Genomic DNA, 23,016 nt, shown 5'->3' on the forward strand with positions numbered 1-23,016 from the left:
GAAAACTGCTCTTAATTTTTTTTATGCTCTAGAAACGTATGACCCTTCTTCTGTGTTAACGACTAACACGTCCCCTTGGTTAACAAAAAGTGGGACTTGTAGCGTCACACCAGTTTCAAGTGTCGCTGATTTTGAAGCACCACTTGCCGTGTCACCTTTGATGCCAGGCTCTGTTTCGACTACTTCAAGTTCAACAGTTTTAGGTAGCTCTACCCCAAGTGTTTCACCTTCATACATCATAATTGAAACAGACATATTCTCTTTTAGGTAGTTTAATTCATGTTCTAATTGGTCTGCAGGGATTTCAAGTTGATCATATGTGTTGTTATCCATAAATACATGTGAATCGCCATCTGCATATAGGTACTGCATTTTATTGTTATCTATTTGAGCATGAGCTACTTTTTCACCAGCTCTAAATGTTTTCTCTTGTGTTGCACCAGTTCGTAGGTTTTTGAGCTTACTACGTACAAAGGCAGCACCTTTACCTGGTTTTACGTGTTGGAAGTCTAAAACTTTCCATATTCCTCCGTCTGTTTCAATTGTTAAACCTGTTTTAAAATCGTTTACTGAAATCATAATATTCCTCCTATGCTATTCAATTATAAATAATTCTTTTCTGCTATGTGTTAATTTTTCTAGACCATTTTCGGTCACTACTGCGTCATCTTCAATACGGACGCCTCCGAGGCCATCTACATAGATACCAGGTTCTATAGTAATACACATTCCCGGTTTTAACACTGTATTACTCTTTTGTGATAATCCAGGTTGTTCATGTACTTCTAGTCCAAAACTATGGCCAAGTGAATGACCGAAGTTTTTGCCATATCCATTAGCACTGATAACGTCTCTTGAAATTGAATCGGCTTCCTTACCTGTCATACCCGCTTTAATTTCAGCTAAAGCCTTTAGCTGAGACTCTAATACAATATTATATATGTTTTCCATTTCAGGAGAAACAGCGCCGACACCAAAACTACGAGTAATATCTGATGCATAGCCTTTATAGTATGCACCAAAATCTAGTGTGACCATATCACCTGACTCAATTACTTTATCAGAAGCGACACCATGCGGTAAAGCACCTCGATATCCGCTTGCAACAATCGTATCAAAGCTCGGTCCACTTGCACCAAGTTTAGTCATATGCGCTTCAAGTTCATTTTTAACTTCCAACTCCGTCATACCTGGTTGTACAAAAGTTAAAATGTGTTCATAAGATTGATCTGCAATCCTACATGCTTCTTTAATTAATTTCAGCTCTTCTGAATTTTTAATCATACGTATTTCTTCGATTTCACCAGTCAGTGCAATGAGCTCAAAGGAATCATTTAGTAGTTTGTATGTATTATAATTTACATGTTCCCCTTCAAAACCGACTCTTTTTGCACCTGTTTCATTAAGTAAGTTTACAATAGATTCTAATAGACCCTTTTCTTGTAAGACAAATTCAAATTCAGTCGCCTCTTGTTGAGCTTGTACATTATATCTAAAATCAGAGAGTAAGTAACGCTGATTACTCGTAATGACCAAGGCACCGCTTGAACCAGTAAATCGGCTTAAATACCTTCTGTTATGGTCACTCATAATGATTAATGCATCGAGATTTTCTCTTTCAATTAAAGCTTGAACTTTGTCAAATTTGATCATTTCCCAGTCACCCTTTCCTTTACATCTTACATTAAAATAATTTCCATTTCATTTTCTTTTTATATTTTAACGCTAACATGTTAGAATAGTCTAATGATATATAGGAGAATGTGCAATGAAAAAAAGCCTCACTGCGGCTGCATTTTTTCTGCTTCTAGCAGGATGTTCAGCTAACAGTCCAGAAGAATCTTTACAAGAACAAGAAGAATATAAAAGTGAACTCGAAAGTCTATTACAAACTGAGCAAGTCAGAAACCAACAATTATCCTTACATTTAGAAAACCTGGATACAGATATCGCGAATTTTGAACGCGACATGGATAACCCTAATGTCGAGCAATATGTTAGCATTGTTGAGACTTATAGTAATCGTTTGACCGAAGACTTAGAAAAACTCGATGCTTTTATTTTGACTTATCGTAATGATGAGGAAGTAAAAGCTGGAGAAGTGGTAAAAGTTCGGGATTCAATTAAAGAAACAATTGAAACTTTTGATGATTCAGTCAGTGACCTAGAATTAACAGATGTATTAGAAAGAGAAAATGAAAATATTGTACTTGCTAATGAAGAGATTGATGAGGCAGTTACTGATATAGCAGATGCAATTGCCAGTGACGATGTTGAGCTTTTAGACACTGCCGTCAATCAACTTAAACAGGCAACTGAATACCTATAAGAGGGATGGCTTAGATGACTAAAAATATTTATGGTGGTCAGGCAGTACCAGAAGGTGTCATGTTCCAGTCTACAGATCATATTGCAACAGCGATCAGACGCACGACTGGTGAAATTGAATACTTTGATATGCCAAGACCCAAGAACAAAAATTTAATTAAACTGAAAAAAATCCCTTTTATAAGAGGTATTGTTGCGATTTTTGAGGCAGTCGTATACGGTATGAAGCCGATGGACTTTGCAACAGATCGCTATGAACGTGACCCTAAAGACGACTACAAAATAGAGTCTGAAAAAAATAATACAAGTACAGCTAAAGTTGCGATTACTACAGCAATCATTGCAATTCTCACTTTCTTATTTGCAAAATTTGTACTCACTCTAGTACCGGTCTTTATTGCAGAAGTATTTTCAGGTGTAATTACTGGTAAATTTGGTCAAGTATTCTTAGAAACATTAATTAAACTCATCATTTTACTCGGTTATATCTATCTCTTATCATTGACCCCAATGGTAAAAAGACTCTTTCAATATCACGGTGCAGAACATAAGGTCATTAACTGTTATGAAAATGACTTAGAATTGACAGTAGAAAATGTACAAAAGCAATCACGACTTCATTATAGATGTGGTAGTTCTTTTATATTATTTACTGTACTTGTTGGCTTTGTGATTTATATGTTCGTTCCGATGGAACCCTTTCATGTAAGAATAATTAACCGAATTCTTCTCATTCCCGTTGTACTCGGTTTGTCTTTTGAGGTTTTACAGATAACAAATAAATTGCGTAGCGTACCTGTGTTAAAATATTTAGGGCAACCAGGATTATGGTTACAATATTTAACAACTAAAAACCCTAAAGATGATCAGGTTGATGTTGCGATACATTCTTTTAATCACCTATTAAGGAGTGAAAAATAATGAAAAGAGCCATTTTAATTATCATTCTCGCTATTGCTGCTATCGGTCTTTTGATGAATTTAGATGCTGTCTTAAGCATGATTGTTAGTTCACTCATATTCCTATTAGTATTAGGTTTGGTCTTGTATGGCATTTACTATTTCTTCATCTTAACTGAAGATCAAAGGAAATATAGAAAAGCCCTTAGACAGGCAAAGAGAAGAAGAAAGAAAAAATAAATATAGATTTTAAGGAGAGTTTAAAGTGGAAAGTTGGATTATTGCATTAATTATCTTAGCAGTTATTATCATCGCGCTTGTTATCAATGCTTATATTAGCATGCGTGGTGTGAACATGTTATCTGAAGAAGAATTTGGTAAAGATCTAAGAAAGGTTCAATTGATTGATTTAAGAGAAAAAGATAAATTTAACCATGGTCATATTCTTGGTGCAAGAAATATTCCTCTTTCTACCTTCCAAATGAAAAAAGGTGGCATTCGTAAAGATCAACCAGTTTTTCTGTACGATCAAAACGGAAGAACAGCACTAAGAGCAGCACGTATGTTGAAAAAAGATGGTCATAAGGATATCAATATTTTAAAACAAGGTATCGCCAAATGGACGGGTAAAATCAAATCTAAGACTAAATAAGAAAAATCCAGCGATTAAAAATCGCTGGATTTTTTATAAATACTATACAAAGATAATATATTAGTTTTTGTGGAATGGTGATTTTACAAATTTAGCAGGTACTTCTTTTTTACGAACTTGAACAACAAATTCCTTATCCAATTCGTAGAAGTCAGTATCAACTAAAGCAAAGCCAATTGAACGTTTACTTGTTGGTGACTGTGTACCACTTGTAACATATCCAACTTTGTTGCCTTCTTTATCGAAAACTTCATAGTCAGTACGAGCAATACCTTTGTCTGTTAACTCAAAAGCAGAAAGACGACGTGGTGCACCGTTTTCTTTTTGGTCTTTCAAGACACTTTGTCCGATGAAATCTCCCTTATCTACTTTAACGGCAAAACCAATACGTGCTTCAATTGGTGATATTTCAGGTGTTAAGTCTTGACCATGTAATGGTAGACCAGCTTCAAGACGAAGTGTATCTCTCGCACCCAGACCACATTCAACTGCACCATTTTCAACAAAAAGATTCCATAATGCTAGTGTATCTTCGGGTTTGCAATAAAGTTCAAAACCATCTTCACCAGTGTAACCACTTTGTGAAATAATTACTTCTTTACCATCTACTTTTCCATCTTTAATGAAATTGAACATTTTAAGTTCAGATAGATCTGAATCAGTAAATTTCTGTACTAAAGCTCTAGCATTAGGTCCTTGTACAGCAAGTTGACCATATTCACTAGAAACATTTTCTACAGTTACATTGTAACCTTCTACAGATTTCAACCATTCAAAATCTCCATCAGTGTTACCTGCGTTTGGAATAAGAAGATATTCATTGTCACCAAGTTTATAAATGACTAAGTCATCAATTACGCCACCATTTTCATTTGTGATTGTCGTATATTGAGCTTTAACGTCTGTTAGCTTAGTAACGTCATTTGTAAGTGTGTAGTTTAAGAATGCTTCAGCATCTTCACCAGTCACGCGGATTTCACCCATGTGACTTACATCAAAAATACCGATATCTTCTCTCACTGCAGTATGTTCTTCTTTGATACTTGAGAATTGTACAGGCATTTCCCAACCACCAAAATCAACTAGCTTTGCACCTTGTTCATGATAGTATTCATTTAAAGGTGTTCTCTTCAATTCACTCATTCAAAAATCCTCCTTAAATAAATATAACAGGTCAGTTTAATGCTGGCCTGTTGAAAATCTCTTCAGGATGACGTCCAAACATTGTCCTTTTGCCTGAGAGATTCACCAGTAGTGGCTTGCTCCTTCGGCGGCATTTTTATGCACTCTCCAATGTTTTTCAATCGTCTGTATATTATTGAATCCGTATTCATTATACTCATATTTTATTCATCTTTGCAAGCTGCAAAGCTTATTAGATAAGCATTCAATACAAATTAGCTAGAATATTATCAACTGTTTCATCAATAGACTTATCTGTAGAGATTTCATGATCACAAAGTGCTCTATATTTATCAAGTCTAGATTCATATAAGGCTTTTACTTTTTCCTTTTCTTGATTACCTAAGGGACGTGTTTTGTCATTATAAATTCTTTCATACAAGTCATCAAATGGCGCATTCAAGAAGAATATTTTTAAATTATTTTGCTTTTTTAATAATTCAAAAGACTGATCAAAAGAGACAATACCCCCACCAGTTGAAAGGATTATATCTTCTCTTAAATTTAAACTGAGTGCTTTATATTCATATTCTCTAAATGTTTTTTCTCCAGATGCTTTAAAGATTTCAGGTATACTCTTGTTTGCAAGTTTTGGTATAACATCGTCTAAGTCCACTAATTCTTTATTGAGTGTATCAGCCAAAGCGTTACCAATCGTTGTTTTTCCAGAACCCATAAAACCGATTAAAATCATTCTAAACCCCCTTAATATATTAACTTACTGATTTGATTGACGTAAATTTCGATTAGATTCATACGAATATCAAGAATTAATTGAAATCTTTCATAATAATAATAATAATATACACCGATTAAATAAATAAGTACAAAGTATACTGATAAACTAAAAAATCCTTTAGCGTTTAAATTCAAGTTTTTCATTTTGTACACCTTCTATATTTATGACAATACTCGACTTAGATTCTTCGACGTCAAAATTTTTAACATTATACATAAGGGTAACAAAACCACTGTTATCTATACTTTTAATGATTCTGTTAGCGGAAAAATGGTAACTTACAATTCTGTTATCACTTATAAAGTTAACGCTCTTACTATTGTTAACTTCAATATCGTCTGTTGATTGGTATGTGTTTCCAATATCTAGTATGAAGACATCGAAGTCATAATTATCTTCATGCAATTTAATATTGTTTAAGGTTGTCAGTAATTGAGGTAATGTGAATGTAATTAAAGTAATCACCATCAGTGATAATAATAATTCGACATAGCTAAATCCCTTCATGGACATAAATCACTTAATTTTTCTTTACACTTTATTTCATTTATTTTATGTTCATTCTTTGCATAGTTTATAAATTCATCCTCTTCCATTAATAAACTTTTAATATAAAGGTGTCTGTAAAACTCGACTTGGTTTTGGCTATCGTCATCTATTTTTTGAATATGTAAAATAGCAGGTATTAGCATTAATAAGGTGCTAAAGATGACTAAGGATAGTATGCTGTCAAAAAGTAAGAAACCATCATTTTTCAATTCTAAACCTCCCCTTTTGAATCTGCATCACGATTTTGACATTTTTCTTATCACATATCATATAAACTGTGCCAAAAGCTGTAGTATCACCTAAAGTATTATAGGAGAACTGCTCTAATCCGTAATTTTGCAGTTTACAGATATCCAATTTATAGCCATTCACTTCGCTTCTCTTTGCGTCTCTTACAATAATTTTATTGTTTTTCCTATCAAAGTTTACTGTAAATGAACTGGACTCAGCCTGTGCCTTCATCTGAGTCCCTTCTAATAGGTAGCTCATATTTAACAATTCGTCATCAACCGACTTGACCTTGTATTTTGGTAGACTACCGAAAGATAAAGATACTAGAATGCTGACGACCATTAAGGTCATCAGCATCTCCACCATTGTAAATCCCTTATGAACGGACAGCTGTGCCATTAGTAATTGTAATAGAGTCACCGTTTTGGCAACTGATTTGATCTGTAGACAGATAAGTCGGCACAAGTGTATCTACACTGGTCGGCGGCGACCCTTCATTTAAAGTATAGGCTTCTATTTGACTTTGCACCATTTTAACTTGAGCATCACAACCTGTGTCTTGTACATTACGACTCTGTGCAGCGATATTGGGAATGATTAAAATAATCAGAACCGAGATAACAAGCAATACTAATAACATTTCAATTAAAGTAAATCCATCTTCTTGATCTTTAAATCTTCTTATAAATGCACGTCTCATTTTATTTCCTCCTAAGATATTGTAGATAACATATTAAAGATTGGCATAACGATTACGAGGTATAAACAGATGATCAAGAGCCCTAGAATTAAAAATATTATCGGTTGAATTTTCTGTGTCATTTTTTCAATTTTAAGAATGATATTTTCTAATGTGTATTCACTATAGATAATTAGTTCTTTACCAACATTACTGTTATACTCTCCGTGATTCACGAAGATACTCAGCCTATGATCTAAGAGTGGTATAGATTCTATGGACTTACCAAGTGTATTTCCAATTAATAGTTCTTTTTCTATTACATTAGCTGTAAAAGAGAGATATCGATTAATAGTTTGAGTCTTAAATAAAAGGATTATTTCCTTTACTTCAAGACCATTATTTAGAAAATAGCCAAATTCTCTAGAAAATCGATATGTTATATAGTATTTAAAATAAGTTTTTACAAGAGGAATTTTAAGTAGTATTGAAACTGCCATTTTAGTATTCTTTAGCTTGAATACAAACCAGATATATATAATAAAAATGAGAAGGAGTCCCACAATAAATAAAACAACGTGTGGAAGATATTTTAAAACCAGAGTTAATATATTAACTAAAAAAGATTTTTCAGCCTGCATGGCTGTATATAATTCATTAAATTGGGGAATTACGGTGTAATTTAATAAGATCAACATAATAATGAATATGCCTGTGAGCACTAAAGGATACTGAATCGCCTTTATCAACTTTTCTTTTGTTTGTCTCCTCCGCTGTAAATAAGCACCAGATTCATATAAATTTTCAATGATTTCACCATGGATTTCAGCAAACGATACTTGCATAATAATTGATTTTGAAAAACCTAAACGCTTAAGTAAAGTTGATATTGATGCACCTTCTTCTAGTAAATTTAATATTCCCTCTCTATCTTTCTTTGTTAAAACCTCGTATTGCTCAAGTAAAAATTTCATAGCTTGGTACATGTTAAAACCGCTACTCAGTAAATCTCCGAGTTTAATTAAAAAGTGAGAATCGTGCTTTTTTAACTTATTGGAGGATCCGATGGTAATATTGATATTCTTCATCATTCATTCCACTTTCTTGATGGATAAGTGCTAATTTATCTATTAGGGTGTCATACTTAACCGTTTTACCTTTCAAAAAATTCTCAACATCTTTACTTTCGATATATTCACAAATAATAAAGCTTCTTTTTGCTGTATGAATCAGCCTTTGATTTACGATTAAAGAGATACTCTCAGACAATTCTTCTTTGAATAAGCCATAATCCTGAAGTCTAACTAGTGTGCCGAGCGCACTTTTACTATGAAAAGTACTCAGTACTAAATGACCAGATAAGCTTGTTTTAATAAGCTCTTCAGCAATGGTTTTATCTCTAATCTCTCCAAACATAATAATATCCGGATCACAGCGTAAGACACCGCGGATTAAAGGCGCATATTCGAGTTTTGCTTTTTCATTGATTTCAACTTGAACGAGCCCCGGTACTTCATATTCCACAGGATCTTCAATACTGATGACTGCTTTTAACCCTTCATCTGCAATTTCTTTAATCAAGCGGTACATCACTGTACTTTTGCCTGAACCAGTTGGCCCAGTAAACAATATAAGTCCCTGAGACTTTTTCATATACTCAGATAAAAAGAGATAATCCTTTTTATCATAAAATAATTCTCTTGAAGTTTGACGATCATTATTGTTCAAAATTCTAATGACAACCGACTCCCTTAGAATTGTCATAGGTAAGGTGCTTATTCTGACGCTGATTTCACCATGTTCTAATTGAACTGTTGTTCGACCGCTTTGTGGTACTTTGTGTTCATTGATATCTAATTCTGTAATAAACTTTAAATAATTAATCAATCGCTTGAACGTATCACCGTCTAATAGTTGCAATTGAACCATCTGACCTTTGACTCTTAATTTTACTGTGCCACCGGACTCGTCCAATGTGATATGTATATCACTCGCTGAATGGGTGTGAGCTTCTGTCAGAATACTTTCAACTAAAGATTTCATAAAATACACCTCCTACCCTATATATACGAAAAAAAAGCTCATTTGCTTTTTTCAGACACTTAAATACAATCTTTATAAAACCGCTTTACTTTTTACACAGTTTAACTGACAATTGTAATTAAATGACTAGAGAAAATATTGAAAGATGCTTAATTCCTATTTACTTTATTCGAGTACTTATCTATAATTATATTTAATGATATGTGAAATTATTCAGGTGGGAGGACGTATCACATGGATAAAGTATTTAAAATGCTAGGCTTCTGGACAGCAATGTTTGCTATTCTTTTCTACGTTGGAGACATGGTCACAATGACTATTTTCTTTGTCGTACAAACTGGCTTGTTCGTTCTACTTGGCTATATGAAATTAACTGAAAGAATGTATATGTATATTTTTGCAGCGTACTTGATTTTATTCTTCGTTGGCTTTACATACTATACAACATTCCTATTAGAACCATCATTTGGAAACCAGCACTAAAAAAAGGCAGGAACGAAATCTCGTTCCTGCCTTTTTATAATGACTTATCTTACATACGGATTATTTTGTTTTTCTTCCCCGATAGTTGTCGGTACATTGTGTCCAGCATAGACAGTGGTATCTTCATGGAGCTTGAAAAGTTTCTCTTTAATAGAATACTGTAAATCATCATTAGAACCACCAAATAAATCTGTACGCCCTACACCATTTCTGAATAAAACGTCACCAGATACAATAAAGTCATCGAATTTATAAGACAGAGATCCTGGTGAATGACCTGGCGTATGAATGACTTCAAAATTAAAGTCTGCAATAGAATGCTTGCCTTCATTCAGTAACTTAGGTGCTGCTTTAGAAGTAATTGGATACTTATAACGTACTGAACCATTCTTTTCGATATCAGTAAGCCAAGTGCGTTCTATATCAGACATATAAACATCTGCTCCACTGTACTCAATCACATCATCTAAAGCACCAAAATGATCATAGTGAGTATGCGTCAGTAAAATTGCACTGACTGGTAAGTTGATGTCTTTAAGTTTACTAAGAATTACTTCAGGTTCTGCTGATGGATCAAAAACTAACAACGATTTGCTATCACTTAAAATATAGCAGTTCGTTGCAAGATCACCTAAAGGTAAACGTGTAATATTCATATAATCATCCTCCAAAAATATACTCGACAAATCTATTTATTAATTATACAATATTCTTAAGTGATTGTTTAATGAGAAATATTAGGGGGTCAATTCAATGCCTTTCTTCGATACTGGAGAATTATTCACAATTGGTGGCGTAACAATAAGAATTGGTATTAATGCGCTAGCAATCTTAATGGGCTTAGTAGCAGTATTTGGTATCATTGGTCTTTTAAACTCAATGAAAGCTAAAAACTTCTTAGCTGCTGGATTCAGTGGTCTTACATTTGTCGTTTTTGGATTATGGACAGTAGCTACTATATTTACATTTGGTTATCCTGACTTAGGGCACTAAGTTCAAAAAAGCCGTTCCATTTAAAAAATGGAGCGGCTTTTTTATGTGATTCTTTCTCTTGCAAGTTTTAATTGCACTTTAACTGCTTCAGTACCAGTTGAACCATAAGATATACGACGATTAACTGAGACTTTTGCGGATAAAATATCATAAATATCGTTCTCGATGACTGAGGACGCTTTCTTATATTCCTCAAACGGTAAATCTTTTAAGTAAATTCCTCTGTTAATACAAGTCAGGACTAATTTCCCTACAATTTCATGTGCATCCCTAAAGGGAATCTCTTTTTCAACTAAATAGTCTGCGAGTTCGGTAGCATTTGAAAAATCATTAGACACAGCTTCCTCGAGTACATCTTTATTAACGGACATTGTACTTAACATGCCATCCATTATTTTAAGCGCGCCCTTAATGGTCTTCACTGCATCAAATAACCCTTCTTTATCTTCTTGCATATCTTTATTATATGTTAACGGTAAACCTTTTAAGAGCATTAACATACTCATTAAGTGACCACTCGTACGTCCACTTTTACCTCTAATCAATTCAGCCATATCTGGATTTTTCTTTTGAGGCATCATTGATGAGCCTGTCGTAAATGCATCACTTAGAGTAATGAAGTTTGCTTCATCTGTCGACCAAAATATGAGTTCCTCCGATAATCTTGATAAATGAACCATCGTTAATGAAATGTTAGATAGTGTTTCAACAATATAATCACGGTCACTAACTGCATCCATACTGTTGTGATATATATCGTTAAAGTCGAGCGCTTTTTGAGTTTGGTGACGGTCTATGTCAAATGTTGTCCCACTAATTGCACCTGCACCTAACGGTGAGATATCAATACGTTTTAAGGCATCTTTAAATCTTGCTTTATCTCTTTCTAGCATCCAAAAATACACAAGTATATGGTGAGAAAACAGTATGGGTTGTGCCCTCTGGAGATGTGTATAACCTGGCATAAGAACTTCAATGTTAGACTCTGCTAACTCGACAATGGTACCTTGCAAATACTCGATGGTTGAGATAATATCTATTACTTCTCTTTTTACATATAAATGCATATCTGTTGCGACTTGATCGTTTCTGCTACGTGCGGTATGTAGTTTACCGCCTATTGGACCAATTTTTTCAATTAGTAGTGCTTCAATATTCATATGAATATCTTCTCTTTCAATTGAAAATGTGATCTGCCCTTTTTGGTATTCTTCAAGGATTTCTTTTAATCCTGCCTCAATTTTTTTAAATTCATCTTCTGTTAGAATACCTTTAGTTTTTTGCATATCCCCATGAGCAATACTGCCTTTAATATCTTCTTCGATCAGCACTTTATCAAAATGGATGGATGCATTAAAGTCATCCACCCATGATATTGAATCGTTAGTAAATCTTCCACCCCAAGCTTTTTTAGTCATCCACTGACACTCCCTGATCTAACATTGCTTTTACTTTTGCCGGTAGACCAAAGATTTCTATAAACCCAACTGACGCAGCTTGGTTAAAAGCATCTTCTTTTGTATAGGTTGCAAGTTTTTCGTTGTAGAGACTATTATTCGACTGACGTCCTTTAACAATAACATTACCCTTATAAAGCTCTAAACGGACTTCACCATTCACAGGTGCTTGCATATCTTTTAGCATTGCTCTAAGAGAATCGGATAATGGTGTAAACCATAGTCCGTTGTATACCTGTTCAGTATATTTTTGTTCGATTACTGGTTTAAAGTGCGCAATATCTTTAGTTAGGGTTATCGTTTCTAAATCATGCTTTGCAGTGAGAATCACTTTAGCAGCGGGTGTTTCATAAATTTCTCTAGACTTTATTCCAACCAGTCTATTTTCAACGTGATCAATACGCCCAATACCGTGCTTGCCTGCAACATCGTTTAATTGAAGAATTAATTCGTGTAAGTCATATTGTTTACCGTTCAATTTAGTTGGTAAACCTGCTTCAAAAGTGATTAATAATTCTTCAACTTCATCGGGTGCATCCTTAACATTAACGGTTAAATCATAAGCATCTTCTGGAGGTGCTGCCCAAGGATTTTCCAATATACCGCACTCATTACTGCGTCCCCATAAATTTTGGTCTACTGAGTACGGTGAGTCTAGGTCGATTGGAATCGGTATGTTATGTGCTTTAGCATACTCAATTTCCTCTTCTCGTGACCATGTCCATTCTCTAACCGGTGCGAGTACCTTGATAGTTGGATCTAAAGATTTTATTGCCACTTCAAATCTCACCTGGTCGTTACCTTTACCTGTACAACCATGCGCAACAAAATCTGCAGAAGTTTCATGGGCAATTTCTACAAGTTTCTTAGAGATTAACGGACGACTGAGCGCTGACACTAAAGGATATTTTTCTTCATACATAGAGTTTCCATATATTGTATAACTGACAAATTCCTCTGCAAATTCCTGTTGAGCATTGACTATATGACATTCACTTGCCCCCATTTTTAAGGCTTTGTCATGGATTAATTCAAGATCCTTACCTTCACCTACATCAAGGCAAACAGCTACAACGTCAAATCCTTGGTCAATAAACCATTGAATCGTTACGCTAGTATCTAAACCACCAGAATATGCTAAGACAACTTTCTTTTCGGACATATCAATCACTCCATAAGTTTATTTTTATATGATAGTTCATAGCATATCATTATAAAATTACGTAATCAAGTATATTTATACATAATATTAATTAACTTCTTCAGCAAGTATTTTAAGTCCATCATCTTGTATGGGTTTCTCAAGTTTATCTAGTGCTTCTTTCATACTATCGTAATCCTGTCTTTTTCTATAGGCGATTATCTTATCCTTAGCGGTTAGTTCATTGGAAGGATCCATCTCATAGCTCTGATCTATCAAGCTTTGCCCCTTTTCTTCGTCACCCGATTCGATATACAGTTCTCCAAGAATATAATAAGTAAGTGGTGTTTCCACCTCTTTATTAAATGAATTATTAACAACTTCTAAGGCACGTTCATATTCACCTTGTTCATAATACGTCATTGCCTCATCATCCATCGGGTGAATAGAAGTTTGCTGATTCATTGCATAATGACTATATAAAGTGAATAAAATGATAACTACGAGCGCACCAACCGAATATTTTATACCAGTCTTTTTAATATTATAAATTACACCAAGTAAGGCACCGATGATTAATCCTGCTGCATGTGCAAAATGATTTATATTTGCTGTAAGCATAGATAGTGCTGAAACTACCACGAAAATCACTAGTATCTGCATAATTAATTTAGCCTTTATCTTTCGATTAACTAAGAGATGTACAATAATTACGCCTAGTAATCCATATACTGCCCCACTTGCCCCGAGTGATATACCTTCAGTAATAAACCCTAAAGAGAACATACTCGCAATCACACCACTAATAATATAGGTGATGAGTAAATGCCAGCCTGAATATAGTCCTTCAACAAATTTACCTAATATGAATAGTGCAAAAATATTCATAAGAAAATGGCTAACACCTACATGTAAGAATGAGGACGATAAAAGCCTGTAATAATCACCAGATGTGACTTCATAATGAATCACAGCAAGTAAATGCGTTAATTCATTGTTATTAAATAAATGAATAAATAGTATATTTATTAGGAAAACTAGCGTATTTAAAGTGACTAAAAGTAAGGTCATCGGCGTAAATTTAATCATATATTTCTCAAAAGGATGTCTAGAAGTTAATCGTTTTTGATAGTACGAATCATCCTTAGATTTTTTATACTTAATGTCAATCTTATAAAATGGATTTGATATAATCTTCTCTAAGTTATTGATTGCTCTATGATTTACCTTAAGTGTTTTAGATTTAAATTTTCTAGTAAATTTCTTATCGGTTAGATGGTAGACATTAATGGCCTTAATAGTAAAACCTGCCAGCTTGTTAAGATGGTCCTGAGAATTAAAAATACTGTCTGTCACATCTTCTAATTCAGTATCTGTCAAATCGACATCCACTAAACAGAGTAAAGTTCTTTTCTTCTGATCCTTTAACCAAATAATTTCTGGATTTGTATCGTGATGGAAGAAATCGTAATTTGTGTATTTAGCTACTTCATAGGCAGCCTGCCATTTATTTCTCATCGGCTCTCACTGACTTTACATCAAATAGTGCTTGATCAGTAATGATCGTATCGACAGGAATATCATGATCATCTACTATTGTTTGGCCGATTTGTTCTGAAAAGATAAGGGATACTGTATCATTCTTAAAAGTGCTTAGGAAGCGATCATAAAAACCACCACCATAGCCAATTCTATAGCCATTAGTACTAAATATTAAGCCTGGTACAACTAGGAGATCTATATCATTATTAATAGGCTGATTAGGGTCTGGTATTGGAATATTCTTCTCATCACTTTCTACTTCATTTCTAGAGTTTAACCTATGAAAGTTCATAGATTTATCTACGTAGTTGCACTTTGGTGCATACACCTCAATATTTTCTTCTAAAAGCTTATCGATTAAAGTCCATGTATCATATTCAATAGACATAGGTAGCACTATACCAACACTTTGATAATTATTTTCTTTTATAAAACCAACAGCGCGTTCTGTAATATTTCTTGTTGCAGCGAGTTTCTTATCTGCTGGTAGATTTTTTAAAATTGAAATCATTTCTTTACGCAATTCTTTTTTTGTCATAACACTTCTCCTCACACAATATTCTTATTACTAGTTTATATGAATATAGAAAAAACCTCCAGATATCTGGAGGTTGAATATTATTCTCTTGACCCTTTTTCAAAGGGAGTTCCTGTTTCAGTGTAATAGATATGTTCAGCAATGCTCTTTATATGATCGCCGATACGTTCTAAATACTTAGCTGTTAACTGGATTTGACCGGTTAAGAATGCATCAGACTCTTCAAAGATATCTGAAGTTGTAATCTGAACGAAAACAGCATCTATATCCTTATCACGTTCTATAATTTCACGGATAAGATCCATATCACTTTCTTTAAATGCTGTATAAACATCTTCTAACATAAGTGATGCTAAACGTTCCATGGTTTTAAATCTTAAGAGTGTACGTTCATTAGTAATTTTTATACGTTTTCTAACTTCTGCAATATTACTGATGTTATCCCCTATTCTCTCAAGATCATCAGCAATTTTAATGCATGAAATAATGGTACGTAAATCACTAGCAACAGGTGCTTGAGTGGTAATTAAATTAATTGCATGGGCGTTAATCGCTGATTCTAACTGATTAATTTCTGAGTCAGCTTTTACCAGTTTTCTAGCTTCTTCTATATTATCAGTCACAAGAATTTCTACAGCCGTAGATAATCTGTTATGACATGCTTTACCAAGCGTAATGCATTCTTCAATCAGAGAAGTAAGATCTTCATGAAACTTCTCACGATAAACTGTCATCTATTAACCGAATCTACCTGATACGTAATCTTCTGTACGCTTGTCATTAGGGTTTTCAAAGATAACATTAGTATCATCTGATTCAACAACATAACCTTGGTAGAAGAAGGAAGTTCTATCTGACACACGTGCAGCCTGTTGCATATTATGAGTAACGATAATAATGCTGTAGTCTTTCTTAAGCTCTTGCATTAAGTCTTCAATCTTAGTTGTTGAGATTGGGTCAAGGGCACTTGTAGGCTCATCCATTAGGATAACTTCAGGTTCTACTGCAAGTGTACGAGCGATACAAATTCTTTGTTGTTGACCACCAGATAAGCCATAAGCGTTATCGTTAAGACGGTCTTTAACTTCATCCCAGATAGACGCACTACGTAATGATTTTTCAACGACTTCATCGAGAATAGATTTTTTCTTAATACCGTGAACTCTCGGTCCATATGCAACATTATCATAGATTGATTTAGGGAATGGATTTGGTTTTTGGAATACCATTCCGACTCTTGTTCTTAATTCTTCAACAGACATACCGCTTTTGAAGATATCGTCTCCTCTAAATTCAATGTTACCTTCTGTACGTACAATAGGTACAAGTTCTGTCATACGGTTCATTGATTTAACGAAAGTAGATTTACCACAACCTGATGGGCCGATGATTGCATTGATATCATTTTCATGGAAAGTTAAGTTGATATCCTGCAAGGCATGGTTGTCACCATACCAAAGGTTGAAGTTTTTCGCCTCGAATACTACTTTTTTGTCTGTTTGAATAATTGAGCTAGATTCAGTTTCCTTATTGTCTACTGTATCTTGTTTGTTAACTTGAACGTTTTTAAGTTCAGCCATATATAAAACTCCTTTAAAAATTAATATCTTTTAGAAAACTTGTTACGGATGAAAATAGCTGCTGAGTTCATCAGTAATAGAACCACTAACATAATAATGATACCTGCAGCTGCGATATACTGAAATTCTTCATTAGGCATTTTAACCCAGCTATATATTTGCATTGGCATAGCTTGGAAAGAATCTAAGAAACTATTCGGTGTGACAAGTAAAGTAGTTGGAACACCAATTACAACTAGAGGTGCTGTCTCACCAAGTGCACGGGATAAGGCTAAGATAATCCCAGTGATAATACCAGGTATTGCTGCAGGTAAAATAATCTTAGAAACTGTTTGCCATTTCGTTGCACCCATACCGATTGATGCTTCTCTAACAGATGCTGGGACTGTTCTAATCGCTTCCTGTGAAGCAACAACGATAACAGGAAGAATCATTAGTGCTAAAGTTAGACCCGCTGCTAAAACTGAGTTACCTAGTGCTAAAGCACGAACAAACATCGCTAGACCTAGTAGACCAAATACAACTGATGGTACACCTGCAAGGTTAGAAATATTAATTTTAATGAATTCAGTAAATTTGTTTTTCGGTGCATATTCTTCTAGATAAAGTGCTGTACCAACTGAAAGCACAATGGCGACAGGGGCTGTGACAACCATTAACCAAAGTGATCCAATAATCGCACCATAGAAACCAGCACTTTCTGCTCTACTTGAGTTAAAATTTGTTAGGAATTCCATATCTAGACTATCCCAACCATCAGCAACTGTGTCTGCAATTAACATAATGAGGACCATGAGTCCAAACATAGTACAAAGGAAGAACAACCACTTTAAAATTGAGTTTCTGGTTTGTCTACCAGAACGTTTGTTGGCAATGATATCCTTATCAATCAATGTCATTTTAGTATTCCTCCTTGAATCTGTTTGTTAACCATGAAGAAATTATGTTCATAATTAATGTCATGACAAACAATGCCATACCTACAGCGAACAAGCTGTAATATAGATTTGTCCCGAATGCTGCATCACCAGAAGTAATCTGTACGATAAAACCAGTCATAGTTTGTAATGGTTCTGTTACATCAAAGCTTGCATTAGGTGTTGAACCTGCTGCAATCGATACGATCATCGTCTCACCAATTGCACGAGAAATTGCAAGTACAAATGATGCAATTATCCCAGAGAATGCTGCAGGAATAACGACTCTAACCGCTGTTTCTAATCGAGTTGCTCCCATACCTAACGAACCTTCTCTCATTGAGGCAGGTACAGAGCTCATCGCATCTTCACTCAGACTTGCAATCATAGGGATAATCATAACACCAACAACAAGACCAGCAGATACGGCATTATATAGACCAAAACCATCATAAATAGATTGAAGGATTGGGTTAACAAAGTTAATAGCGAAGAAACCATAAACTACTGTAGGAATACCTGCCAATACTTCTAGGATTGGTTTAATCAATCGTCTAACCTTATCAGATGCATATTCACTTAAATAAATAGCGGCACCTAGTCCAATTGGAATTGCAACAATTGCTGCAATTACTACAATTTTCATCGTTCCCATTATGAGTGCCCAAATTCCCCACTCACCATCTCCTACGTATGGTTGCCAAGTTGTAGATAAGAGAAATTCAGTTATCGGTACTCTTGAAAAGAATTCAAAAGACTGTGAAATTAATGTATATAGAATACCGATTGTAGCCACGATCGATACTAAAGTTATCACTAATAAGATAATTGGAATAATTCTTTCAAACGTATTTGATTTATTTCTTGTGTTCTCTACTACTTGTTCACGAATTTTATTATTACTCATCTTAAACCTCTCTTTACTTTAAAAATGGACGGGGATATACAAATCATCCCGTCCATTGTTATAAGATTTTTACTTATTGTTCTAAGTTTGGAAGTTTAGAAAGTTCTTCTTCAAGTGCGTCGTCTTCAAGAGGTACATATCCAACTTCTTCTGCAGCTGATTGTGAATTTTTAAGAGTGTATTCCATGAATGTATGGAATGTTTCATTCTCTTCTAAAGCTGAGTTATTAGCGTAAACGTAAAGTGGACGAGATAATGGATAAGAGAAGTCCATTACGTTTTCAAATGATGGTTCAACAGCTTCTTCACTGTCTGGACCAACAATGTTTACAGCTTTAAGCTGATCAGCATTTGCTTGGTAGAAGCTATATCCGAAGAAACCAATTGCATTTTGATCTCCTACTACAGAAGAAACAACTTGGTTAGTGTCTTGGATTAATTGTCCTTGAACACCTTCTTCTTCCATAACTTCTTCATTGAAGAAATCGTGAGTTCCGTGTGATTGGTCAGGACCGTATGCAGTGATAGGTTCTTCAGGGAAGTCTTCACGAACATCAGACCAGTTTTCAGCCTCACCTGAGTAGATTGTTTGTAGCTCTTCAAAAGTTAAATCTTCTACAAAGTCGTTAGCTGGATTGACAGCAACAGTTAGTCCATCAGTTGCAACTAAAAATTCAGTGTACTCGATTCCTGCTTCTTCAAGTGCATCGATTTCTTCTTGTTCAATTCCACGTGATGCGTTAGCGAATTGAGCAGAACCGTCGATTAATGCACTGAAACCAGATCCAGTTCCGTTACCACCTAGTTCAACAGCAACACCGTGATCAGCATTGAAGTCTTCAACTAGTAAGTTTAGAATCGGGAATACTGTTGAAGAACCTTCACCAGCGATTTGCTCATCATCTTCGTTTACAGAACCTGTAACTTCTGCAGATGATCCGCTTTCTGAACTTTCATCTTCAGATCCTTCTTCAGTACTTTCGTCTTCAGACCCTTCTTCAGTAGTCTCTTCAGAACCAGTATCTTCTTCAGTACTAGTGTCTTCTTCAGAGCCAGAACCAGAACATGCAGCTAAAATGAACATTAAGCTCATTAGTAGCGCAGCAAGAAATAAATTCTTCTTCATCGCCAAAATTCCTCCAATTAAGTATTAATTATTGTTACATTCATATTCTAAGGAAGTATTGTAAATCTAAAATAAATGTAGTGTTAAGATTATGTAAATACAAAAATACCCGAATAAATTCGGGTATTAATAGCTGCCATATTCAAGTTCTTGATAAAATTCTGACGCATCGTAATTATGAAGTGGTTCTTCATCTTGACCATAGTAGATTTCGTAGTATTTTTGAACAACATCCTGTCCCATGTATTGGGCAGGGAAGAATGGTACTGTACTTGGCAATGTTGGGAAGATAATTGAGAATGCCATATCAGGATCATCATATGGTGCATAGCCTAAGTAAGTTTGGTTCAAGACAGGATCACCATCTCTAAAACTTTCCGCCGTTCCTGTTTTACCAGCGGCCTTAGGTTCCAGTTCGTGATATGCATCCCAACCTGTTCCATACATATCTCTTGCTTGGTCATGTGTGTTAAACACATCATAGAATCCTGCTTGAATTTGATTTAGTTGTTCACTTGTAATCGGTATCGTATTCAATACGTTAGTGCCATATGAACGGATGACTTGTCCTTTATCATTTGCATTTGAACCTCTGACTTCTTTAGCTAAGTGTTGCTGGACACGTTTGCCATCATTTGCAAATGTAGACATGTACTGAGATAACTGTAGTGCAGTATATGTGTCATATTGGCCAATTGCTAAGTTTAAAAGATTTGTTGCGTTAAGCTGTGGTGAAAGACCTGTCGCTTCATTCGGTAGGTCTATACCTGTTGAAATACCTAGACCAAACTGATTGAGACCATTTCTTAAATCATAGCCTGCTTGATCGATATCTGTAGGTAATGCCATATTCTGTGAATAATCTAGACCTAGTAAACCAAGTGCTACCTTAAACATATAAGTATTGGATGATACCATTAATGCCCTTTGATCATCTACAGGTTCTCTACCATCTGGATTAAAGAATGAAGCTCTCGGTTGGTCACTCGAAATATAGAGTGGTTCATCGATAACGACTTCGCCTACTTCAAAAACATCCTCTTGATAGCCAGACGCAACTGTCGCCCCTTTAATAGAAGAACCTGGTACATAGGTCGCTGTTAAGGTTCCATAATCGTAATCGACAATATCTCCATCTTCATTGATAGTCTTACCGACCATCGCTAAAATATCACCATTATTTGGATCTTGTACGACTAGTTGAACTGTGTCGATGTATTCAGGAATAATTGTATAATCGAGATCTCCTCTTGTTTCATCCATTTCAACAATTTCTTCAGCGAGATTTCGAATTCCAGTTAAGTGGTGTTCTGCAATCTCCTCAAGTTCCTTTTGAAGTTCTATATCGATTGTGAGATAAAGATCATCTCCAGCTTTACCCTCTTCTATAGTTTCTTCACCGATTATCCGACCGGATTTATCTGTAGTGTATTTCACTTGAGGTTTCTTTCCGCGAAGTACATCCTCGTATTGAAATTCTAAATAAGATTTACCGACCCTATCATTTCTCGAGTAACCAAGTGCCTGATAGTATTCAACGAGCTCTCTTGGCAACCCTTCTTCATTTGTTGATACTTCTCCAAGTATCGTTCTGAGAGAGTCATCATACGGATATGTTCTTTCCCAATCTAAGCCTGTTGTTATACCGGTGAGTTGATCTAAGTCTTCATTAATAGAAGCAAATTCTTCTTCCGTCACATCTTCACTTTTTACGATGACAGGATTGAGTTCGCTTGCTGATGCCATTTCAACATAGATTGCTATAATATTTAAATCTTCTTCTCTTAAGACAGAATCAGCAAATTCTTCATCAATCATTTCATATGCTTCTTCATTGAATTCATTCTGAGAAATACCACCATTTTCTAGTAAAGCGACCTGTTCAGACATCACTTGTTCGAGCTCATTTGGATAATTATTTATAATAAAGTCTTGTTTATCTCTAAGAGATAAGCTACTCGTATCCATCGTTAGGTATGAACTTAACTCTTCAGCTACATCCATAATTTCAAAATTAGACATGTTTCTATGCCTTGTGAAATAGATTGCTTGTTCAGCCGAGTTTCCAACGAGTAAGTTACCATTTCTATCGTATATTTCTCCTCGTGGAACACTCTGATTGATTTCTACATATTGCGCATTTTCAACTTGTTCTTGATATGTATCACCTAAGACAATTTGTAAGTATCCAAGTCTAATAATGATGATTAGAAATAAACCAAAAATTACTAACATCAAGATGTTAATTCTTGCTCGAAGCACTTGTTTATTTATTGCATCTAAGCTTTTTATTTTTGCACGTTTCACACAAATCAAACCCTTTAATAAAGTCCACATCATTTTAACATATTTTTAAGTATATCCGTTAAATAAAAAAAAGACGAGGAAAAATCCTCGTCTTTAAACTATAAAATATTATTTAGCTGCTTGGTAAAGTTCGTTAACTTTGTCCCAGTTAACTACGTTCCAAATTGCACTTAAATATTCAGGGCGTTTGTTTTGATATTTAAGGTAATAAGCGTGTTCCCAAACGTCTACACCAAATACAGGTGTTTTACCTTCTGTAAGTGGGTTATCTTGGTTAGGTGTTGTAACGATTTCTAATGAACCATTGTTAACAACTAGCCATGCCCAACCTGATCCAAAGCGCCCAGCTGCAGCAGCTTCAAATTCTTCTTTAAATTTGTCAACTGAACCAAATGCTGATTCAATTGCATCTTTAAGTTCACCAGTTAATTCTTTTTGTTCTGGAGATAATAATTCCCAGAATAATGAGTGGTTGTAGTGTCCTCCACCATTGTTACGAACAGCAGTCTTGATGTCTTCTGGTACAGAGTTTAAGTTTTTAACAATTTCTTCGATAGATTTAGACTCAAGATCAGTACCTTTAACTGCATCGTTTAATTTTGTTACATAAGTGTTATGGTGCTTAGAATGGTGAATCTCCATTGTTTCTTTGTCAATAGTTGGTTCTAATGCATCATAAGCATATGGTAATTCTGGTAATTCAAAAGCCATAAATAAAAATCT

At 34.8% G+C, this 23,016-nt stretch carries 29 protein-coding genes and 1 riboswitch; of the genes, 6 read left to right on the forward strand and 23 right to left on the reverse strand.

Annotated features, from left to right (window positions below):
- Positions 1 to 21 precede the first annotated feature (21 nt).
- Together efp and JEM45_RS02220 are read right to left on the reverse strand one after the other, a co-directional pair.
- Positions 22 to 579: an elongation factor P gene (gene efp / locus JEM45_RS02215; RefSeq protein ID WP_198687673.1), complete on the reverse strand. Its 558-nt coding sequence runs from the start codon at positions 577 to 579 to the stop codon at positions 22 to 24.
- A 15-nt stretch (positions 580 to 594) separates the two neighbouring features.
- On the reverse strand, positions 595 to 1,653 hold the full coding sequence (locus JEM45_RS02220) for a M24 family metallopeptidase (protein ID WP_026866380.1): 1,059 nt from the start codon (positions 1,651 to 1,653) through the stop codon (positions 595 to 597).
- A gap of 115 nt (positions 1,654 to 1,768) precedes the next feature.
- Between JEM45_RS02220 and JEM45_RS02225 the strand changes: the two genes are divergently transcribed.
- From JEM45_RS02225 to JEM45_RS02240, 4 genes are read left to right on the forward strand one after another with little or no spacing between them, the layout of a single operon-like run.
- A complete protein-coding gene (locus tag JEM45_RS02225; protein ID WP_026866381.1) occupies positions 1,769 to 2,329 on the forward strand; it encodes a hypothetical protein in 561 nt (186 codons plus the stop codon).
- Positions 2,330 to 2,343: 14 nt separating this feature from the next.
- The gene (locus JEM45_RS02230) at positions 2,344 to 3,249 is read left to right on the forward strand and encodes a DUF1385 domain-containing protein (protein ID WP_026866382.1); all 906 of its coding nucleotides are present in this window, start codon (positions 2,344 to 2,346) and stop codon (positions 3,247 to 3,249) included.
- Positions 3,249 to 3,467: an SA1362 family protein gene (locus JEM45_RS02235; RefSeq protein ID WP_026866383.1), complete on the forward strand. Its 219-nt coding sequence runs from the start codon at positions 3,249 to 3,251 to the stop codon at positions 3,465 to 3,467. The genes JEM45_RS02230 and JEM45_RS02235 overlap by 1 nt, the downstream gene beginning before the upstream one ends.
- 25 nt (positions 3,468 to 3,492) lie before the next feature.
- Complete coding sequence (locus tag JEM45_RS02240; RefSeq protein ID WP_026866384.1) at positions 3,493 to 3,879, forward strand: rhodanese-like domain-containing protein; 387 nt, start codon at positions 3,493 to 3,495, stop codon at positions 3,877 to 3,879.
- A gap of 60 nt (positions 3,880 to 3,939) precedes the next feature.
- On the opposite strand, the gene gcvT is transcribed toward JEM45_RS02240, so the two are convergent.
- The 9 genes from gcvT to comGA all read right to left on the reverse strand — a co-directional run bounded on the left by gcvT (position 3,940) and on the right by comGA (position 9,302).
- Positions 3,940 to 5,022 (reverse strand): glycine cleavage system aminomethyltransferase GcvT, encoded by a 1,083-nt coding sequence (gene gcvT / locus JEM45_RS02245; RefSeq protein WP_026866385.1) that lies wholly within the window; start codon positions 5,020 to 5,022, stop codon positions 3,940 to 3,942.
- 71 nt (positions 5,023 to 5,093) lie between these two features.
- Positions 5,094 to 5,183, reverse strand: a riboswitch (glycine riboswitch).
- A gap of 83 nt (positions 5,184 to 5,266) precedes the next feature.
- Positions 5,267 to 5,755, reverse strand: a complete 489-nt coding sequence (locus tag JEM45_RS02250; RefSeq protein WP_198687674.1) for a shikimate kinase — start codon at positions 5,753 to 5,755, stop codon at positions 5,267 to 5,269.
- 11 nt (positions 5,756 to 5,766) lie between these two features.
- Positions 5,767 to 5,943 (reverse strand): hypothetical protein, encoded by a 177-nt coding sequence (locus JEM45_RS02255; RefSeq protein WP_198687675.1) that lies wholly within the window; start codon positions 5,941 to 5,943, stop codon positions 5,767 to 5,769.
- On the reverse strand, positions 5,918 to 6,307 hold the full coding sequence (locus JEM45_RS02260) for a competence type IV pilus minor pilin ComGF (protein ID WP_026866387.1): 390 nt from the start codon (positions 6,305 to 6,307) through the stop codon (positions 5,918 to 5,920). Before JEM45_RS02260 ends, JEM45_RS02255 begins: the two co-directional genes overlap by 26 nt.
- Positions 6,304 to 6,558 (reverse strand): hypothetical protein, encoded by a 255-nt coding sequence (locus tag JEM45_RS02265; protein WP_026866388.1) that lies wholly within the window; start codon positions 6,556 to 6,558, stop codon positions 6,304 to 6,306. The genes JEM45_RS02260 and JEM45_RS02265 overlap by 4 nt, the downstream gene beginning before the upstream one ends.
- On the reverse strand, positions 6,548 to 6,979 hold the full coding sequence (gene comGD / locus JEM45_RS02270; RefSeq protein ID WP_370545412.1) for a competence type IV pilus minor pilin ComGD: 432 nt from the start codon (positions 6,977 to 6,979) through the stop codon (positions 6,548 to 6,550). Before comGD ends, JEM45_RS02265 begins: the two co-directional genes overlap by 11 nt.
- On the reverse strand, positions 6,957 to 7,280 hold the full coding sequence (gene comGC / locus JEM45_RS02275) for a competence type IV pilus major pilin ComGC (protein ID WP_026866390.1): 324 nt from the start codon (positions 7,278 to 7,280) through the stop codon (positions 6,957 to 6,959). Before comGC ends, comGD begins: the two co-directional genes overlap by 23 nt.
- Positions 7,281 to 7,291: 11 nt before the next feature.
- Complete coding sequence (gene comGB / locus JEM45_RS02280; protein ID WP_035855989.1) at positions 7,292 to 8,347, reverse strand: competence type IV pilus assembly protein ComGB; 1,056 nt, start codon at positions 8,345 to 8,347, stop codon at positions 7,292 to 7,294.
- On the reverse strand, positions 8,310 to 9,302 hold the full coding sequence (comGA, locus tag JEM45_RS02285) for a competence type IV pilus ATPase ComGA (RefSeq protein ID WP_198687677.1): 993 nt from the start codon (positions 9,300 to 9,302) through the stop codon (positions 8,310 to 8,312). The genes comGB and comGA overlap by 38 nt, the downstream gene beginning before the upstream one ends.
- Positions 9,303 to 9,536: 234 nt before the next feature.
- Between comGA and JEM45_RS02290 the strand changes: the two genes are divergently transcribed.
- A complete protein-coding gene (locus tag JEM45_RS02290; protein ID WP_026866393.1) occupies positions 9,537 to 9,785 on the forward strand; it encodes a DUF2626 family protein in 249 nt (82 codons plus the stop codon).
- Between the two features lie 44 nt (positions 9,786 to 9,829).
- Here JEM45_RS02290 and JEM45_RS02295 read toward each other — a convergent pair whose 3' ends face one another.
- On the reverse strand, positions 9,830 to 10,441 hold the full coding sequence (locus tag JEM45_RS02295; RefSeq protein WP_026866394.1) for an MBL fold metallo-hydrolase: 612 nt from the start codon (positions 10,439 to 10,441) through the stop codon (positions 9,830 to 9,832).
- Positions 10,442 to 10,538: 97 nt separating this feature from the next.
- On the opposite strand from JEM45_RS02295, the gene JEM45_RS02300 reads away from it, so the two are divergent.
- Positions 10,539 to 10,778 carry a DUF2759 domain-containing protein gene (locus JEM45_RS02300; protein WP_198687678.1) on the forward strand — a complete coding sequence of 80 codons (240 nt, stop codon included), beginning with the start codon at positions 10,539 to 10,541 and terminating at the stop codon, positions 10,776 to 10,778.
- Between the two features lie 41 nt (positions 10,779 to 10,819).
- Here JEM45_RS02300 and argH read toward each other — a convergent pair whose 3' ends face one another.
- The 11 genes from argH to JEM45_RS02355 all read right to left on the reverse strand — a co-directional run bounded on the left by argH (position 10,820) and on the right by JEM45_RS02355 (position 23,004).
- The gene (gene argH / locus JEM45_RS02305) at positions 10,820 to 12,196 is read right to left on the reverse strand and encodes an argininosuccinate lyase (RefSeq protein WP_198687679.1); all 1,377 of its coding nucleotides are present in this window, start codon (positions 12,194 to 12,196) and stop codon (positions 10,820 to 10,822) included.
- Positions 12,189 to 13,397: an argininosuccinate synthase gene (locus JEM45_RS02310; protein ID WP_035855993.1), complete on the reverse strand. Its 1,209-nt coding sequence runs from the start codon at positions 13,395 to 13,397 to the stop codon at positions 12,189 to 12,191. Before JEM45_RS02310 ends, argH begins: the two co-directional genes overlap by 8 nt.
- Positions 13,398 to 13,484: 87 nt before the next feature.
- Positions 13,485 to 14,894, reverse strand: coding sequence for a rhomboid family intramembrane serine protease (locus JEM45_RS02315; RefSeq protein WP_198687680.1), 1,410 nt, complete (start codon positions 14,892 to 14,894; stop codon positions 13,485 to 13,487).
- Positions 14,884 to 15,456: a 5-formyltetrahydrofolate cyclo-ligase gene (locus JEM45_RS02320; RefSeq protein WP_026866399.1), complete on the reverse strand. Its 573-nt coding sequence runs from the start codon at positions 15,454 to 15,456 to the stop codon at positions 14,884 to 14,886. The genes JEM45_RS02315 and JEM45_RS02320 overlap by 11 nt, the downstream gene beginning before the upstream one ends.
- An 80-nt stretch (positions 15,457 to 15,536) precedes the next feature.
- Positions 15,537 to 16,190, reverse strand: a complete 654-nt coding sequence (gene phoU / locus JEM45_RS02325; RefSeq protein ID WP_026866400.1) for a phosphate signaling complex protein PhoU — start codon at positions 16,188 to 16,190, stop codon at positions 15,537 to 15,539.
- 3 nt (positions 16,191 to 16,193) lie between these two features.
- Complete coding sequence (pstB, locus tag JEM45_RS02330; RefSeq protein ID WP_026866401.1) at positions 16,194 to 17,036, reverse strand: phosphate ABC transporter ATP-binding protein PstB; 843 nt, start codon at positions 17,034 to 17,036, stop codon at positions 16,194 to 16,196.
- A 20-nt stretch (positions 17,037 to 17,056) separates the two neighbouring features.
- Positions 17,057 to 17,935 (reverse strand): phosphate ABC transporter permease PstA, encoded by an 879-nt coding sequence (pstA, locus tag JEM45_RS02335; RefSeq protein ID WP_026866402.1) that lies wholly within the window; start codon positions 17,933 to 17,935, stop codon positions 17,057 to 17,059.
- 1 nt (position 17,936) lies between these two features.
- Positions 17,937 to 18,860 (reverse strand): phosphate ABC transporter permease subunit PstC, encoded by a 924-nt coding sequence (pstC, locus tag JEM45_RS02340; protein ID WP_026866403.1) that lies wholly within the window; start codon positions 18,858 to 18,860, stop codon positions 17,937 to 17,939.
- 73 nt (positions 18,861 to 18,933) lie between these two features.
- Positions 18,934 to 19,986 carry a phosphate ABC transporter substrate-binding protein PstS family protein gene (locus JEM45_RS02345; protein WP_026866404.1) on the reverse strand — a complete coding sequence of 351 codons (1,053 nt, stop codon included), beginning with the start codon at positions 19,984 to 19,986 and terminating at the stop codon, positions 18,934 to 18,936.
- Between the two features lie 126 nt (positions 19,987 to 20,112).
- A complete protein-coding gene (locus tag JEM45_RS02350) occupies positions 20,113 to 22,293 on the reverse strand; it encodes a peptidoglycan D,D-transpeptidase FtsI family protein (RefSeq protein WP_198687681.1) in 2,181 nt (726 codons plus the stop codon).
- Positions 22,294 to 22,401: 108 nt separating this feature from the next.
- Positions 22,402 to 23,004 carry a superoxide dismutase gene (locus JEM45_RS02355; RefSeq protein ID WP_026866406.1) on the reverse strand — a complete coding sequence of 201 codons (603 nt, stop codon included), beginning with the start codon at positions 23,002 to 23,004 and terminating at the stop codon, positions 22,402 to 22,404.
- Positions 23,005 to 23,016: the final 12 nt, after the last annotated feature.

It is taken from the genome of Jeotgalicoccus sp. ATCC 8456, assembly GCF_016313225.1.
Classification (GTDB): Bacteria; Bacillota; Bacilli; order Staphylococcales; family Salinicoccaceae; genus Jeotgalicoccus; species Jeotgalicoccus marinus.